Below are 13,464 nucleotides of genomic sequence, written 5' to 3' on the forward strand. Positions count from 1 at the left end.
CGCCAAGCGGTTCCTCGGCAGCCATGCCGAGTTCGCGCTCATTCTGGAGGACGATCTCGATTTCGATGACGATCTGGCCGAGCTGCTCGACGCCGCCCTTAAGCACCAGGCGGGCTGGGACATTCTGCGGCTGTCGACCGTCAATACCGGGCGAAAGCACAAGGTGGAGCCGCTGACCGCATCGCGCTCGCTCGCCATCGCGCTCACCCGCGAGAAGGGGTCCGGCGCCTATCTGATCAACCGCAAGGCGGCGGGCTGGATTGCCGGTGTGCTTGTCCCCATGCGCCTGCCCTATGATCTCGCCTTCGATCTGGAGTTCGATGATGGGCTGAGCGCTTGCTTCGTCGATCCGCTGCCGGTCAGCCAAAGGGCCGATCCCTGTTCGCAGATCCAGGCAGGGCTTTCGACCTATCGGCTGGGCCGCCGCCGGCCGTGGAGCGTCCTGCCGTATCGCGCTGCGGCCGAGCTGCGCCGCTTTGCCGCCCGCTTCAGCCGGCTCGCGGCATGGCGGATGAGAAGTTGGGACCAACTGCCGAAGTGAGAGGGTAGGCGATCGAAACGATGAGGCCGGGATGATTGTCCGCCATGGTAATCTCAGCCGAATGCAGGTCGGCGATCGCCTTGACGAGGCTGAGCCCGAGGCCGCTTCCCGGCGTCGCTCGGCTCTTGTCGAGCCGGTAGAGACGCCGGAAGACCTTGTCCCTTTCGGTGGCGGGAATGCCGGGGCCGGTATCGGCGACCGAGACGATGGCGCGGCCATCCTGGCAGCGGAGCGAAACGGTGATGTCGGTTCCGGCCGGGCAGTGGTTGATCGCGTTCTCCACCAGGTTGGCGATCATCTGCGTCAACAGATCGCGGTCGCCCCGAACGAGCGCGGGGCAGCGCTCCGCGATATCAAGCGCCATCAGCGCGTCTTCGGCGACATCGACATAAACCTCGGAAATCACGGCAAGCACGGCGTCGATGTCGGTTGCCTGGAAACGCTCCTTGCGGGCGCCGGCCTCGATCTGGGAAATGCGCAGCAGCGCCTCGAAGGTGGCGTTGATGCGGTCGCTCTCGTGTCTTGCTTCGTCAAGCAGCGCCGAAACATCCGCCTGCTGGTCGTTTCCGGCCACCGCGGCCTCCAGCGTCAGGCGCAGCCTGTTCAGAGGCGTCTTCAGGTCGTGGGCGATATCGGCGCTCACCTGCCGCATGCTCTCGACCAATCTCTGCAGCCGCTCCAGCGCCGCGTTGATCTGGATCGCCACCGTATCGAGATCGTCGCCGTTGCCGGTGATGGCAATGCGGGCGTCGAGCGCGCCGTGGGAGACGTCGTTCATGGTGAGGGCGACCCTGTCCAGCCGCGCCTGGGCGCGAACGGCGAGAAAGACGCCGCCGCCGATCGCGGTCGCGACGACGATCGCGGCGGCCCATTCGAAGCTGACCAGCACGATCCGCAGCATCTCGTCGACATCGTTGAAATTTTCCGCCACCACCAGGCTGTAGGGACCGATGGTCGAGACCTGCATCCGGTAGCGTTCATGCCCCTTCAGCCCGACATCCCTGGAGGTGACGGTATAGACGCCGTTCGGGATACGGGGTGCGGCGAAATTGCCGGCAAGTTTGCGCCCACCGGCATCCGTCAGCGAATAAAGCCCGTCGGAGGTGGACTGGAAGCTTGCATAATTGTTCAGCGTATCGACCAGATCCTCGGTATCACCGGGCTTGTAGGTCGAGACAACAAGCGAATTCATCTCGTTCAGCGACTGTTCGAGATCCCGCTCAAGGCCGAGGCGCAGCATGTGGTAGATGATCGCGCCGCTCAGGATGAAGGTGACGACGAAGAGCACGCCGAAGGTGACGGCAAGCCGGAACGGCGTGCTCCTGCGCAGGCTCGAGCATGATGCCGAAAAGTGTGCGCGGTTTTCGGACGACATCATGCTCTTACTCTTTAAATGCGAACAGGATTCGAAATCCTGTTCTAGCGAGGCGCATGCAGGCTGTATCCGGTGTTGCGGACCGTATGCAGAAGCTGGACCTGGAACGGCTTGTCGACTTTCGCCCTGAGGCGGCTGATATGGGTCTCGACGACGCTGGTCTTCGGATCGAAGTGGAAGTCCCAGACCCGCTCCAGCAGCATCGTCTTGGTGATCACCCGGCCTTCGCCGCGCATCAGCACCTCGAGCAGGGTAAATTCGCGCGGCTGCAGCTCGATCACCAGACCGGCGCGGCGGGCCTCCCGCCGGATCAGATCGAGCTCGAGATCGGCAACCTTCAGCACCGTCCGCTGCTCCTGCACCGGCGGCCGCCGGCCAAGCGCATTGACGCGCGCCATCAGCTCGGAAAAGGCAAAGGGTTTGACGAGATAGTCGTCGCCGCCCGCCTCCAGCCCCTCGACCCGATCGTCGACGCCGCCGATCGACGTCAGGAACAGCGCCGATGTGCCGACCTTGGCGGCGCGCAACGAGCGGACGATCGCCAGGCCATCGAGACCCGGCAGCATGCGATCGACGACGATGACGTCATAGGCCTCGCGCTGCGCCTGAAACAGCCCGTCGCGGCCATCGCCAACCACGTCACAGACATGCCCGGCCTCGGAAAAACCCTTGGCGATATAATCGGACGTCTTGGTATCGTCCTCGATAAGCAGGATTCGCATCAGCCCGATCATTCCCGGCATGCCTGGGGACGAGATCTAGCCGAGAGGACGGCTTGGCCACAACTTACGGATTGGTAAGGCAGACGTTCGATTCAAAAAGATGTTCTTGGGTGTGGAGTCAAACTGATCGCGCGATAGATGGCTTGACAGTGCGATCAGCATACAGTTAGCGCTTTTGGCCACGCACTATCACCACATGGTCGTTTCGCTTTTTCACATTTGAGGGGCCACGCATGGATGTGCAAGCCGAAATCGACCTTCCAGCTCAGAGACAAAAGCGGGGTTGGGCATCGGCGGTGTTGCTTTGTATTCTGGCATCGCCAGTCTTCCTCGTTCTGAAAACACTCGCTTTTATGATTGGCCTCAAGCCATTCCTGTTTTTATTCGGGGCATTCCTCGTCGTCGCTGTCGTGGGGTTTCTTCTTGGCCCGGTGTCGGTGGTTTGGAGTGGGTATATAGCGGTGACCGAGGTCATTCTTGGGCTTTCGGAAGACCAAAAATACTTCTTGTGCTGTTCGTCGAAAGACCGATTTGAAGCAGAAGTTGTTTCATGGGTGCCAGTTTTGATGTTTCCGGCAGGAATGACGAACTGCCTACTTCTAGCTCGGTCTATGTTTTGGAAATCCCTCACGCTCCGACAGATGATATTGGTTGTCGCGGTCTCGACTGTTATCGCGCAAGGTCTGTTGTGGTACTACGAACGGCAAGAGGTGATTGTGAACTGTTCGGCCGTTCAGTGTAATTTCTGAAACGATTTGCGAATTGATTGAGGTCGGCCAACTCACGGCGACTAACCTGAAGCTATAGGCTTTAACCAGCCCTCCACCGAGATCCCAGTTCGTCACTCGGCGCTCTATGATCACGCACGAGGACATACGTCCTGGCGTCAAGCCATCCCGATGACGATCTCAGCCAAACCGCGATCTTGAAGAGCGGAATTCCGTTGCCTAAATCAGCGGCACTCACGCCATGAAAGGAGGTAAACGATGGCACTCGATACTTTTGAACACCCGATTTACGCGCAACGGAAGTACTTCGCGCAGGAGATCGCCGAGCTTGACGATGTCTTTGATTTTCTCGACGAATGGCCACAGGAGAAACGCGATATCACCTATGAGGTGATGCTGGACGCCTGCCGGAAAGCAGCCAATCGGCAACTTCCCGCGTCGGTCGTCGCGGCGAATTTCAGTCGCTTTCTCAAAAAGCATGGCAAGCTCGCCGACATAGAAGACGTGCCCCTGCACTTGCGGCGGGTCAGCGATCGAAATGTCTCAGGTCTCTAGCACCGAAGGTGATCGCCGCGGGCTCGGGCGGCCCGAGGGCACGCGTTCCGGCTCCTGGCGCATTGCGACGGCTTTGCGCCAGAGACCCGCCGTTGTTATGGTCGCAATGGCATTTAGCGTAGGTGCGACGGATCAAGCGGGAACCCAAAGTGATTGAGACGACGCGCCTGAAATTGCGCCATTTCGCCGACCATCACCGGTCGCCATTTGCCGAGATGCACGCCGACCCAGAAGTCATGGCGGACCTCGGCGGCCCAATCGACAATGTCGAAAGCGATCTCAAATTTGCCCGCTACCTCGCCGCACAAGCCGAGCATGGTGTCGCGCGATGGGCTGCGGAAGACGTGAATGGCAATTTCCTAGGCTATTGCGGGGTGATGCCGCGGATGGACCCAAAACATCCTCTGGGTTCCCACTACGAAGTGGGTTGGCGATTTCGACGAGGGGTATGGGGGAATGGCTACGCTTTCGAGAGTGCCAGAGCAGCCCTCTCTCACGCAATCCATGATGTCGGGCTAGACCAAATCGTCTCATATACCAGTGGTGACAACCTCCGCTCCCAAAGCGTGATGCGAAAGCTCGGACTTGTCCGCGATTCATCGCGAGATTTCACGATACGAACGTCAACGTCTCGACCTTGGCAGGGATTGGTCTGGTTGGTTCCAGTCGGCTCCTGGCCACGTCCTTGATGGTCACTTCGTATTGGTAGCGAGCCGCCATTGTGCTTCTTCAAATCGCTTATCTCATAGTAAGCTGATGCATCTGGAGCGCCCATGATGAAGCCGAGCGGATCCACCGAGGCAGTGAGGATCGAGGACCTTGACGACGCGGGGCTGGTTGAACACGCGCGACAGCTTGACCCTGCCGCATTCTGGCTAATCATCAAGCGTCACAATCTGCGGCTTCACCGGGTCGCCCGCGCCGTCCTGAATGACGACATCGAGGCGGAGGACGTACTTCAGGAGACCTATATCCACGCCTTCACCCATCTGGCCGAATTCCGCGCGGAGGCGCGGCTGTCGACCTGGCTCACCCGGATCGCACTTAACGAGGCGCTGGGACGCCGCCGGAAAAGGCGACCTACCGTAGACGCGAAAGCCATCGAAGGCATGGTCGCTCCGTTCAGCGCACACAAGCCTGATCCCGAAGAGGCGGCCGCTCTCGCTGAAATCCGCGGCCTGCTGGAGCGCGCCGTCGGTAACTTGCCGGAGCCCTTTCGCATCGTCTTTGTCATGCGGGACGTCGAGGAAATGAGCATTGAGGAAACGGCTTTTCTTTTGGCATTGCGACCTCAGACAGTGAGCACCCGTCTTTATCGCGCACGCCGGCTGCTCCGCGAGGCGCTGCGGGACCAGCTCGCCACCGTGTTCACGGATACGTTTCTCTTCGCTGGCGCTCGTTGTGACCGCCTCGCGCAATCAGTCCTCGATCGGCTCTCAATTCGCCTGGTTCGAACGGATACCCATCTGTTGAACGCGGCGACTGAGCGCACCTAGCTAGACGCCGTCCACGCCGAGATTACGCCGGCTCTTTTCGCAGGGCCTTTGTAGCGGGACACGGGAATATTTTGGCGGCCCGGATCATCTAATCGTCAGGCAAACGCATTCGGTGCCGCGGTGCTGACAGCGGTGCTGAATCAACAAACATAGGAGACCGCCATGCAGGGCCCACTTCACCTATCCCGGCGTCAGTCGCTTCAGGGACTTATCGTACTCGGTGCCGGAGCGGCACTCAGCGGAATTGCGCGGCCTTCGCCGGTATTGGCACAGGACATATCGGACGAGGACATTTTCCGCTTTGCGCTCAACCTCGAATATATGGAGGCTGAATACTACCTCCGCGGCACCACCGGAATGGGCATCGACGCAGCCGATGCCGGTTCCAAACCCGGCGACGTCGTTGGTGGCAAGCAAGTCTCGTTCGAGACGCCCGCCATCGGCAAATTCATGCGGGAAGTCGCGGAAAACGAACTCGCGCACGTCCGCTTCTACCGCAAGACGCTTGGAACCAACGCGGTTGACAGACCGGCCATCGATTTCGATGCGGGCTTCAAAGCCGTCGCGCAAGCGGCGGGCCTCGGGCCGAACTTCGACCCCTTCGGCAACGAGACGAACTTCGTTCTCGGCGGGATGGTGTTCGAGGATGTCGGCGTCACCGCCTATGCCGGTGCGACGACAGTTCTGAAAAACAAGGACTTCCTCGCCGCAGCCGCAGGCATCCTGGCGGTCGAGGCCTATCACATGGGAATGGCGCGATCTACGTTATACCGAAAGGGAGAGGAAGCCTGGAAGGCCGCCAATGCGGTCTCCGATGCCCGTGATAAAATCGACGGATCAGACGATAAGGACCAGGGGATCCAGGGGGACGGAAAAGCCAACATCGTTCCCTCGACGCCCGATGCGATTGCATTCACCAGAACGCCGCAGGAGGTGCTCCGGATCGTCTACCTCACTGACAAGGACGGAGTGAGCAAGGGCGGCTTCTATCCGGAAGGGATGAATGGCACGCTCAAGACTACCTGAGCCGGTTGCGACGAGTGACAATTGGCCACCGGAAACTGAGCGGATTGGTATCCCGCTGCTCTGCGTGAGATCAACGCTTCAACCCTCCTTGCTACGTGCAAGGAGGGTTGAAATCAAGGCCGGTTAGATCGTCCGTCGATACCGGTCGCGCTCTTGCGCGATCTGCTCAGGCGCATATGGATCGAGCGTGTCGTCGAAGTGGGTCCATCCCTGCTCGTTATAGGCGCGCCGACGTTCGACCGGGTCGACCCAGTTTGAACCCTGGAGAATAGCCTGCGCCTCGGAGGCGCGGGCGTCGTCGACCTTGGCGGTGACCAGGCTGCCGCCACGGCGGACACCTTCGGCATAGAGGTGAGCATCGTCTTCCGGGACGCCGGAGTCGGTGAGGGCGCCGATCAGGCCACCAGCGGCACCGCCCGCGACGGCGCCGGCAACAGCCCCGGCCGCAGTTGCGGCAAGCCAGCCTGCGGCAACCACCGGTCCGACACCGGGAATGGCCATCAGGCCCAATCCGGTCAGCAGGCCGCCGGCGCCACCCACGGCAGCGCCGATGCCGGCGCCGGTCGCAGCGTCCTCGGCAACGTCAGAGTCGCCATCACCGCGGCCAGCCTTGTTGGAGACGATGCTGATGTCGTTCGAGGGAATGCCTGCAGCTTCCAATTTGCTGACGGCGGAGCGAGCGTCCGAATAGTCGTCGAAAAGTCCGGTTACAGTTCTCATCCTGCTTCTCCTTGGGGGTTACTTGGCGACGATGTTGCCTTGATAATCGAGAGCAATGGAGACGGCTTTCCCGTCCTTCATGCCGGCGGCCATCCAGATCCCCTTGTCATCGAGCTTGAGATCCTTGACGTCGGTGTAACCCGCTTCCGTAATGCGATCCTTCGCCTGGGCTTCGGTAAAACTGTTGGCGCCTTCAACCGGCGCAGTCGGATTTTTGGTGTCCGGAGTTGCAACCGCAGGTGTATTTCCATCCGCAGATGGAGCCGGCGTTGTCTGGGCAAGGGCTGCAACGGCGGACGCGCAGAGAATGGTCGCCGCAAAGACGATCTTCTTCATATGTGTTTCCTCTCATTTTGCGGATCAGATGACGATCCATGCGCTGAAAACACGCAAGCGAGTTCTTTGTTCCCAGAGATTATGCAATTGATTTTTCTAAATATATGGCAACACGGCGCGCTGCGGGGTCATTTTCTGCGGCGCCGGGGCAATGTAAGCAGACAGTAACGGTGTGGGGTAACCGACGATCCACGGGCGCGCTTCAAGGAAGCCCCTCGGTGTGAGGCTCATCCTCTAACTCCTAAAGTTGTGCTGCTGTCAAATGTCCCAGGGGTGACAGCGCGGGGCCGCTCTCCTGACGGCACGTCGTGCGGTGACGGATGCAGCCCCGGCAATGTCAGTGACTTCACGGAATACGGGCGATCACCTTGATCTCGAAGTCGAAGCCGGCCAGCCAGTTGACGCCGATGGCCGTCCAGTTCGGGTAGGGCGGCTTGCTGAACATCTCCTGCTTGACGGCCATGATCGTGCCGAACTGGTTTTCGGGGTCGGTGTGGAAGCTGGTGACGTCGACGATGTCATCCAGCGTTGCGCCGGCGGCACTCAGCGTCGCCTTGAGGTTTTCAAAGGCGAGCCGCACCTGGCTTTCGAAATCGGGTTCGGGAGTCCCGTCCGGACGGCTGCCGACCTGTCCGGATACAAACAGCAGATCACCGGATCGGATCGCGGCGGAATAGCCGTGCTTTTCGTAAAGAGCGTGCCGATCGGCTGGAAAGATTGCTTCGCGTTGGGTCATTCTGATCTCTCTTCATTGTTGACAACGACCGTTGAGCGCGACGTATCGCTTCACATCTCGCGCCCCATTTGGTATACGGATCGTATGTGAAATGTATGAGATACGCATCGTATGTCAAGTCCATATACGCTTCGTATATGAAATTGAGGAATCGGATGGTTAGGAAACGCAGCGAAACGATGCAGGAAAACCGCGCCAAGCTGATCGCGGCGGCGCGCAAGAGCTTTGCGGAAAAGGGCTATTTGGCAGCATCGATGGACGAATTGACCGCCGACGTCGGCCTGACAAGGGGCGCGCTCTATCACAACTTCGGAGACAAGCGCGGGCTCCTGGCGGCGGTTGTCGATCAGATCGACACGGAGATGGCGGTGCGCGCTCAAGAGATTGGCGCGCGCGCGGGCAGTGATTGGCAGCGCCTGCTTGCCGAGGGTGCTGCTTATATCGAGATGGCGCTCAATCCGGAAGTCCAGCGCATCGTCCTGCTCGACGGACCTGCGGTGCTGGGCGATCCCTCGCAGTGGCCGAGCCAGAACAATTGCCTGCAGGTGACCAAGAGCACGGTTGAGCGCCTGATCGCCCAAGGCATCCTCAAGCCGCTCGACGCGGAGGCGGCGGCCCGGTTGCTGAGCGGCGCGGCTCTCAATGCCGCCCTCTGGATCGCCGCGAGCGAAGATCCGCAGAGCGTGATGCCAAAGGCGGTCGAGGCATTCCATGCCTTGGCGGCCGGTCTGCTGGCGGAGCGTTTGTGATTTGTCAAAAGCCAAGTCGAGCGAAGAGACGTTCACCGCGGTAACGTGCGTCGCAAAAATCCGCCGCGAAACTCCAACTTTTGCGACAGAGCTTTCCGGACTTGCGAATCGCATAAGTATGTGCTTATGTGTATGCATGATCGAGAATGATATTTTCCGAGCCTTGGCTGACCCGACCCGCCGCGCGATCTTCGAGAAGCTGGCGGCAGGCGGCATGAACGCCAGTGCCCTGCGTGAGGGCATGGAGATCAGCCAGCCGGCAATGTCGCAACACCTCTCGGTTTTGCGGAGCGCAAAGCTCGTGAGGGAAGAACGGCAGGGGCGTTTCGTGAATTACGAAGTCGATCCGGAGGGGCTGGCTCTCATCGCACAATGGTTGGCGAAATATCGCGCCTACTGGCCTGCCCGCATCGAAGCTCTCAAGGTCTTGCTGAAGGATATGGACCAATGAACGATGGAAAGGCCAAGGAGCAGAAAGACGGCATCGAACTGGAATTCGATCTGGATGAACCGCCGCAAAAGGTCTGGCGTGCAATCAGCATTCCGGAATTTCGAGAAAACTGGTTGCCGAAAGACGCTTTAGCCGATCCCACCCCGGCCACGATCACACCTGGCGAGGTAGTCCGTTATAGCCTGCGCGACGATGCCCCACCTTTCCTTGAAAGCACGGTGACGTTCACGATCGTCCCGAACGCGACCGGCGGCACCCGCCTGCGCATTATCCACGAGCTCACCGACGCGAGACTTGAGCGGATGGCGGAAACGGCCGCGAACAGCAACAGTCCGGCCCTCATGCTCGCCGCCTGACGCGGCAAGCTCTCCCCTTTAAATTCTGGAAGATTGGAGTTCGCCGATGCGCGAAGCGATGCAACTCGTCCCTATGGTCGTAGAACAATCCAGCAGAGGGGAGCGGTCTTTTGACATTTACTCCCGCCTTCTGCGCGAACGCATCATCTTCCTCAACGGCGAGGTGAACGATACCGTTTCCGCTCTGGTCTGCGCGCAGTTACTGTTCCTCGAGGCCGAGAATCCAAACAAGCCGATCAATCTTTACATCAATTCTCCGGGCGGCGTCGTGACCAGCGGCTTCGCCATGTACGACACCATGCGCTTTATCCGCGCGCCAGTTCATACGCTTTGCATGGGGACAGCCCGTTCTATGGGATCGTTCCTGCTGATGGCAGGCGAGGCCGGCGGAAGAGCTGCCTTGCCCAATGCCAGTATCCTCATTCACCAGCCATCCGGTGGCTTCCAAGGCCAGGCTTCCGACATGCTGATTCACGCCGAAGAAATTCTGAAGACCAAGCAGCGCATGACGCGGCTCTACGCGGAGCATTGCGGACGCTCCTATGAAGACTTCGAGCGCGGGATGGATCGCGATCGCTTCATGACGGCGGAAGAAGCATTGGAATGGGGTCTGATCGACCGTATTCTAAAGGTTCGGGAAGGCACGGACCGCCTATAGCTTGTCGCGAAACGCCTGACGCGCCGAAGCCCCTAGCCTCCAACGATTTCGCTGATCTGCACGATGGGCGCGATGTCCGTATAGTTGGCGACGTCCGCGACGATCTCCGCGCGGTGGGGACCGAACGCCTCCTGGAATGTCTCCAGGGTCGGCGAGTAGACGTGGCACGCCGCGACGAACTTCGGCGCGCTTCCAGGTTCGCGACCCGCAAGGCCCTTTTCGATCTCGTAGCGCAGGCAGGCATCGCCGAGCCGTTCCTGGATCAGTGGCATGTGGCGGGTGCGGTAGTAGTCGTGATCGAACCTCGAGCCGCCATCGGCCGGATAATAGACGCTCATCTTGATCATGGTCGGGCTCCTGCCTGAACGCCTCTGCGAGCGTCCGAAGGGCTTTCTAGCTCACCGAATCGTCAAGCCGCAACAGGCTTTCTGCCAGAAGCGAGTTTGACGAGAGCAAGGTAGTTTTCGCTGTGCTTTTCGAAGCGGGTGGCGATCATGGACGCAAAGAGTCCAGGCCGGGCGGAACCGTTGCTGCGGCTATCGGTTAATCCGCCGAGGTCGCGGCGTGCCAATCGGACGTGACGGAGATGGTGAACGCACCGGTTTTTCCGATTTCTCGGTGCGGGCAACGAAATGCCAGGAGAGCACCTTACCCGTTCGCCGCGATCTCATCCCGGACAACAGGATTGGCGAGGATCGAACCGCCAACCAGGGCCACACATCGATCACTGTCTCCTCAGTGAGGCAACCGCCGCCCGCCCATCAAAGGCGGTGGAACAGGCGAGCGACCATGCTCCGTGTGGATCGATCAGAGGAGGAGAAGGTTATGAACAAAAATAATTGGAAGGCCGGGCTCCGCGCAAAGCTGGAGCATCTCGTCGACGACTGCGTTGTGGCCGGGGCCAGGCAGCAGGACGTCTTCGATACGATCATCAAGGAGATCGGCAATCTGCGCGCAGCCCTCGAGCGCGATCCCGATCCTGCAGAGGACGATGTTGCGGTGATAGAGGAGCCGGCGAACGACTGGCCCGCGGCCGACAAGTGACCTGAAGCCGATCGGGGAGGGGCACGCGAGCGCTTTGGGGCGCGGGCTTATGGAACCAACTGGCGCGGCGAAGATTACAGTCTTGTCGCTCGGCAATCGGTTTAGCCCGGATCTGCGAGACGTGATTGCCCGCGCCGGCCGCTCATCATTCACAAGGGGGAATTGCTATGGAAAGTGCAGGTATCGGCTGGATCGCCGCCATCATCATCGGCGGCATTGCCGGCTGGCTCGCCGAATTGCTCATGAAGAGCAACATGGGCGTGCTGATGAACATCATTCTCGGTATTGTCGGCGCCATCGTCGCCAACTTTATCCTGTCGCTCTTCGGCGTCGCCCTTGGCGGATGGCTGGGTTATCTGATCGCGGGCTTCATCGGAGCCTGCATCCTCATCGCTGTTGCGAGAATGCTCAGGCGGACGGCCTGACCAAACAGGAGGCGGCTTCGCAAACCGGCCGCCTTCATCACGTTTTCGGGTTGGCCCGCTTGATTGCTCCCGGGATTCCGGCGGCGCGCAAAACGCCGCCGGGACCATGCCTACTACGAGGTTGGACACTGTGGGAAGGGGGCCGTTGGAGCCGCCCGTCGGTCATTGGATGACCTGGATGACCTTCCGGGAGGAAGGTTCGACGATCACACGCTGATCGTTGACGATCGCGTATGCATATTTCGGATCATCGGGAATTGGCGTGACGACCACGGTCTCCGGCAGGGGCTGCCCGACGACGACCTTCTCCTTCACCACGACGCGCGTGGTCGGGGCCGGAGCCTGCTGAACATAGGTCACCACCTTCGGCGGCGGCGGATCGATGACGCTACCTGCCACGCCGCCGACGATGCCGCCGACAGCAGCACCCACCGGGCCGCCGACAATCGCACCCGTTGCAGCACCGCCTGCAGCGCCCGTCACTGTGGACGACTGCGCAAAGGCAGAAGTCGATGCCAACAGGATGCCCGCGGCAATTCCTACTAGTTTGATATTCATCTGTTTTCCTCCTTGGATGCGGTTGGTTCCGCTGAGGAGACAAACCGCAAGATCGAGGAAGTGTTCCCGACGTCGGACTTCAGACCGGGGCCGCTCCGACCTTGGTCCTAGCCGTAGGATTCAGCTGGCTATTGCGTGGGAAAGCGGCTGAGCATCCGGTCCTGGACGTTCTCCCAGCCGACGATCATCGCAGCAAGCGAGATGGCTTTGTCGCGGTCCACAGCCTTGGTTATAAAGCCTTCGAGCAGGACGACAGGGCCGAGCATCCTGACTTCGATGGCACTGCTGTCGATATCCGGATCGGCGGAAAGGGCTGCTTCGATTGTGGCGATGGTAGACGCCGAACTATGGCCTTGCGAGCAGCGCTCTTCGTGATTGTAGTTATCGGGGCCGAACTTCATATTCTCCTCCTGTGCCGCCCCTCAACGGACCTTCACATTACCTCGCATAACATATGAGCATCGGGCCCTGACATCACCAGCCGGACTTAAGTCCGCCTTTCCCCCGGCACGATCCGGCTTAGACTTTCCTGATCCATGCAAGGACGTCAGGCTCGTAATTCTTGCAAGGACGTCAGGGAGGTTTTAGCATGTTGCCCAACTCCAGTCAGAACCTCCCTGATGACTTCCAACGCCGCCATAAATTCGGAATGCTTTGCGTTTGTAGGACGCGGATAGAAATCCGAACGGTCGGCGACCTCGAATCCTTGGCGATCAGCCCGTGCGCCTTCCGGTGCCGTAGCTACGCTACCTCCGCTAGGCGCACTGGCGCCATCTGATTGCTGCTTCCGTTCGATTGGTGGCGCCAAGCTTTGACAATATTTCGGTCATGTGATGCTTGATCGTTTTCTCCTGGAGGTCCAGGCGGCGCGCAATATGCTTGTTTGAAAGTCCTTCTGCTACCAATGCTATCACCTCGGTTTCGCGGGAAGTGAGTGAAGCCGGTCTGTCGAGAAGAGTTTTTTCGGCCTTGGCGCGCATGGTCGGCG

20 protein-coding genes and 1 pseudogene are annotated in these 13,464 nt (G+C 59.9%); 11 read left to right on the plus strand and 10 right to left on the minus strand.

The window, feature by feature from the left end; genetic code table 11:
- Positions 1 to 541 (plus strand): annotated as a pseudogene (locus FY112_RS13625) (glycosyl transferase); the annotation flags it as partial.
- Here the strand turns inward: FY112_RS13625 and FY112_RS13630 are convergent.
- Together FY112_RS13630 and FY112_RS13635 are read right to left on the minus strand one after the other, a co-directional pair.
- Positions 489 to 1,919, minus strand: a complete 1,431-nt coding sequence (locus tag FY112_RS13630) for a HAMP domain-containing sensor histidine kinase (RefSeq protein ID WP_151518572.1) — start codon at positions 1,917 to 1,919, stop codon at positions 489 to 491. The pseudogene FY112_RS13625 and the gene FY112_RS13630 sit on opposite strands and share 53 nt — an antisense overlap.
- A gap of 41 nt (positions 1,920 to 1,960) precedes the next feature.
- Entirely contained in the window at positions 1,961 to 2,638 is a 678-nt protein-coding gene (locus FY112_RS13635) for a winged helix-turn-helix domain-containing protein (RefSeq protein WP_151518573.1), read from the minus strand.
- 233 nt (positions 2,639 to 2,871) lie between these two features.
- Between FY112_RS13635 and FY112_RS13640 the strand changes: the two genes are divergently transcribed.
- Together FY112_RS13640 and FY112_RS13645 are read left to right on the plus strand one after the other, a co-directional pair.
- Complete coding sequence (locus FY112_RS13640; protein ID WP_151518574.1) at positions 2,872 to 3,387, plus strand: hypothetical protein; 516 nt, start codon at positions 2,872 to 2,874, stop codon at positions 3,385 to 3,387.
- Between the two features lie 237 nt (positions 3,388 to 3,624).
- Positions 3,625 to 3,921, plus strand: coding sequence for a DUF982 domain-containing protein (locus FY112_RS13645; protein WP_151518575.1), 297 nt, complete (start codon positions 3,625 to 3,627; stop codon positions 3,919 to 3,921).
- A 113-nt stretch (positions 3,922 to 4,034) separates the two neighbouring features.
- On the opposite strand, the gene FY112_RS37710 is transcribed toward FY112_RS13645, so the two are convergent.
- On the minus strand, positions 4,035 to 4,238 hold the full coding sequence (locus FY112_RS37710; protein WP_246700665.1) for a hypothetical protein: 204 nt from the start codon (positions 4,236 to 4,238) through the stop codon (positions 4,035 to 4,037).
- A gap of 456 nt (positions 4,239 to 4,694) precedes the next feature.
- Between FY112_RS37710 and FY112_RS13655 the strand changes: the two genes are divergently transcribed.
- Positions 4,695 to 5,417, plus strand: a complete 723-nt coding sequence (locus tag FY112_RS13655; RefSeq protein WP_151518576.1) for an RNA polymerase sigma factor — start codon at positions 4,695 to 4,697, stop codon at positions 5,415 to 5,417.
- Between the two features lie 264 nt (positions 5,418 to 5,681).
- Complete coding sequence (locus tag FY112_RS13660) at positions 5,682 to 6,443, plus strand: ferritin-like domain-containing protein (protein ID WP_181018210.1); 762 nt, start codon at positions 5,682 to 5,684, stop codon at positions 6,441 to 6,443.
- A gap of 123 nt (positions 6,444 to 6,566) precedes the next feature.
- On the opposite strand, the gene FY112_RS13665 is transcribed toward FY112_RS13660, so the two are convergent.
- From FY112_RS13665 to FY112_RS13675, 3 genes are all read right to left on the minus strand, one after another.
- A complete protein-coding gene (locus tag FY112_RS13665) occupies positions 6,567 to 7,163 on the minus strand; it encodes a hypothetical protein (RefSeq protein ID WP_151518578.1) in 597 nt (198 codons plus the stop codon).
- An 18-nt stretch (positions 7,164 to 7,181) separates the two neighbouring features.
- Complete coding sequence (locus FY112_RS13670) at positions 7,182 to 7,499, minus strand: PepSY domain-containing protein (RefSeq protein WP_012756441.1); 318 nt, start codon at positions 7,497 to 7,499, stop codon at positions 7,182 to 7,184.
- A 346-nt stretch (positions 7,500 to 7,845) separates the two neighbouring features.
- Positions 7,846 to 8,235, minus strand: coding sequence for a RidA family protein (locus FY112_RS13675; RefSeq protein WP_017959385.1), 390 nt, complete (start codon positions 8,233 to 8,235; stop codon positions 7,846 to 7,848).
- 137 nt (positions 8,236 to 8,372) lie between these two features.
- Between FY112_RS13675 and FY112_RS13680 the strand changes: the two genes are divergently transcribed.
- The 4 genes from FY112_RS13680 (at position 8,373) to FY112_RS13695 (ending at position 10,449) form a co-directional block, all read left to right on the plus strand.
- Positions 8,373 to 8,984 (plus strand): TetR/AcrR family transcriptional regulator, encoded by a 612-nt coding sequence (locus tag FY112_RS13680; protein ID WP_151518579.1) that lies wholly within the window; start codon positions 8,373 to 8,375, stop codon positions 8,982 to 8,984.
- Positions 8,985 to 9,120: 136 nt separating this feature from the next.
- Positions 9,121 to 9,435, plus strand: a complete 315-nt coding sequence (locus FY112_RS13685; protein ID WP_003546150.1) for a metalloregulator ArsR/SmtB family transcription factor — start codon at positions 9,121 to 9,123, stop codon at positions 9,433 to 9,435.
- Positions 9,432 to 9,791, plus strand: coding sequence for an SRPBCC domain-containing protein (locus FY112_RS13690; protein WP_131623466.1), 360 nt, complete (start codon positions 9,432 to 9,434; stop codon positions 9,789 to 9,791). The genes FY112_RS13685 and FY112_RS13690 overlap by 4 nt, the downstream gene beginning before the upstream one ends.
- Before the next feature lie 46 nt (positions 9,792 to 9,837).
- Complete coding sequence (locus FY112_RS13695) at positions 9,838 to 10,449, plus strand: ATP-dependent Clp protease proteolytic subunit (protein WP_151518580.1); 612 nt, start codon at positions 9,838 to 9,840, stop codon at positions 10,447 to 10,449.
- A 32-nt stretch (positions 10,450 to 10,481) separates the two neighbouring features.
- Here the strand turns inward: FY112_RS13695 and FY112_RS13700 are convergent, their stop codons facing one another.
- Positions 10,482 to 10,796 (minus strand): EthD family reductase, encoded by a 315-nt coding sequence (locus FY112_RS13700; protein ID WP_131623462.1) that lies wholly within the window; start codon positions 10,794 to 10,796, stop codon positions 10,482 to 10,484.
- Positions 10,797 to 11,274: 478 nt separating this feature from the next.
- Here FY112_RS13700 and FY112_RS13705 point away from each other — a divergent pair, with 478 nt between their 5' ends.
- Together FY112_RS13705 and FY112_RS13710 are read left to right on the plus strand one after the other, a co-directional pair.
- Positions 11,275 to 11,493 (plus strand): hypothetical protein, encoded by a 219-nt coding sequence (locus FY112_RS13705; protein ID WP_151518581.1) that lies wholly within the window; start codon positions 11,275 to 11,277, stop codon positions 11,491 to 11,493.
- 167 nt (positions 11,494 to 11,660) lie between these two features.
- Positions 11,661 to 11,918, plus strand: coding sequence for a GlsB/YeaQ/YmgE family stress response membrane protein (locus FY112_RS13710; protein ID WP_131623458.1), 258 nt, complete (start codon positions 11,661 to 11,663; stop codon positions 11,916 to 11,918).
- A 162-nt stretch (positions 11,919 to 12,080) separates the two neighbouring features.
- Here FY112_RS13710 and FY112_RS13715 read toward each other — a convergent pair whose 3' ends face one another.
- The 3 genes from FY112_RS13715 to FY112_RS37715 form a co-directional block, all read right to left on the minus strand.
- Positions 12,081 to 12,476 (minus strand): DUF1236 domain-containing protein, encoded by a 396-nt coding sequence (locus tag FY112_RS13715; protein WP_151518582.1) that lies wholly within the window; start codon positions 12,474 to 12,476, stop codon positions 12,081 to 12,083.
- 128 nt (positions 12,477 to 12,604) lie between these two features.
- A complete protein-coding gene (locus tag FY112_RS13720; RefSeq protein WP_131623454.1) occupies positions 12,605 to 12,877 on the minus strand; it encodes a BON domain-containing protein in 273 nt (90 codons plus the stop codon).
- Positions 12,878 to 13,231: 354 nt separating this feature from the next.
- A partial coding sequence (locus tag FY112_RS37715; protein WP_246700666.1) for a LuxR C-terminal-related transcriptional regulator occupies positions 13,232 to 13,464 on the minus strand: 233 nt, incomplete at its 5' end.

Source organism: Rhizobium sp. PEPV16 (assembly GCF_008919455.1).
In the GTDB taxonomy this organism is placed as follows: Bacteria; Pseudomonadota; Alphaproteobacteria; order Rhizobiales; family Rhizobiaceae; genus Rhizobium; species Rhizobium leguminosarum_Q.

Excerpts from the sequence above, each read along its gene's own strand:
- FY112_RS13630 (WP_151518572.1), bottom strand. The coding sequence starts at position 1,919 with ATGATGTCGTCCGAAAACCGCGCACACTTTTCGGCATCATGCTCGAGC.
- FY112_RS13635 (WP_151518573.1), bottom strand. The coding sequence starts at position 2,638 with ATGCGAATCCTGCTTATCGAGGACGATACCAAGACGTCCGATTATATC.
- FY112_RS13640 (WP_151518574.1), top strand. The coding sequence starts at position 2,872 with ATGGATGTGCAAGCCGAAATCGACCTTCCAGCTCAGAGACAAAAGCGG.
- FY112_RS13645 (WP_151518575.1), top strand. The coding sequence starts at position 3,625 with ATGGCACTCGATACTTTTGAACACCCGATTTACGCGCAACGGAAGTAC.
- FY112_RS37710 (WP_246700665.1), bottom strand. The coding sequence starts at position 4,238 with ATGCTCGGCTTGTGCGGCGAGGTAGCGGGCAAATTTGAGATCGCTTTC.
- FY112_RS13655 (WP_151518576.1), top strand. The coding sequence starts at position 4,695 with ATGATGAAGCCGAGCGGATCCACCGAGGCAGTGAGGATCGAGGACCTT.
- FY112_RS13665 (WP_151518578.1), bottom strand. The coding sequence starts at position 7,163 with ATGAGAACTGTAACCGGACTTTTCGACGACTATTCGGACGCTCGCTCC.
- FY112_RS13670 (WP_012756441.1), bottom strand. The coding sequence starts at position 7,499 with ATGAAGAAGATCGTCTTTGCGGCGACCATTCTCTGCGCGTCCGCCGTT.
- FY112_RS13675 (WP_017959385.1), bottom strand. The coding sequence starts at position 8,235 with ATGACCCAACGCGAAGCAATCTTTCCAGCCGATCGGCACGCTCTTTAC.
- FY112_RS13680 (WP_151518579.1), top strand. The coding sequence starts at position 8,373 with ATGAAATTGAGGAATCGGATGGTTAGGAAACGCAGCGAAACGATGCAG.
- FY112_RS13685 (WP_003546150.1), top strand. The coding sequence starts at position 9,121 with ATGATCGAGAATGATATTTTCCGAGCCTTGGCTGACCCGACCCGCCGC.
- FY112_RS13690 (WP_131623466.1), top strand. The coding sequence starts at position 9,432 with ATGAACGATGGAAAGGCCAAGGAGCAGAAAGACGGCATCGAACTGGAA.
- FY112_RS13695 (WP_151518580.1), top strand. The coding sequence starts at position 9,838 with ATGCGCGAAGCGATGCAACTCGTCCCTATGGTCGTAGAACAATCCAGC.
- FY112_RS13700 (WP_131623462.1), bottom strand. The coding sequence starts at position 10,796 with ATGATCAAGATGAGCGTCTATTATCCGGCCGATGGCGGCTCGAGGTTC.
- FY112_RS13705 (WP_151518581.1), top strand. The coding sequence starts at position 11,275 with ATGAACAAAAATAATTGGAAGGCCGGGCTCCGCGCAAAGCTGGAGCAT.
- FY112_RS13710 (WP_131623458.1), top strand. The coding sequence starts at position 11,661 with ATGGAAAGTGCAGGTATCGGCTGGATCGCCGCCATCATCATCGGCGGC.
- FY112_RS13715 (WP_151518582.1), bottom strand. The coding sequence starts at position 12,476 with ATGAATATCAAACTAGTAGGAATTGCCGCGGGCATCCTGTTGGCATCG.
- FY112_RS13720 (WP_131623454.1), bottom strand. The coding sequence starts at position 12,877 with ATGAAGTTCGGCCCCGATAACTACAATCACGAAGAGCGCTGCTCGCAA.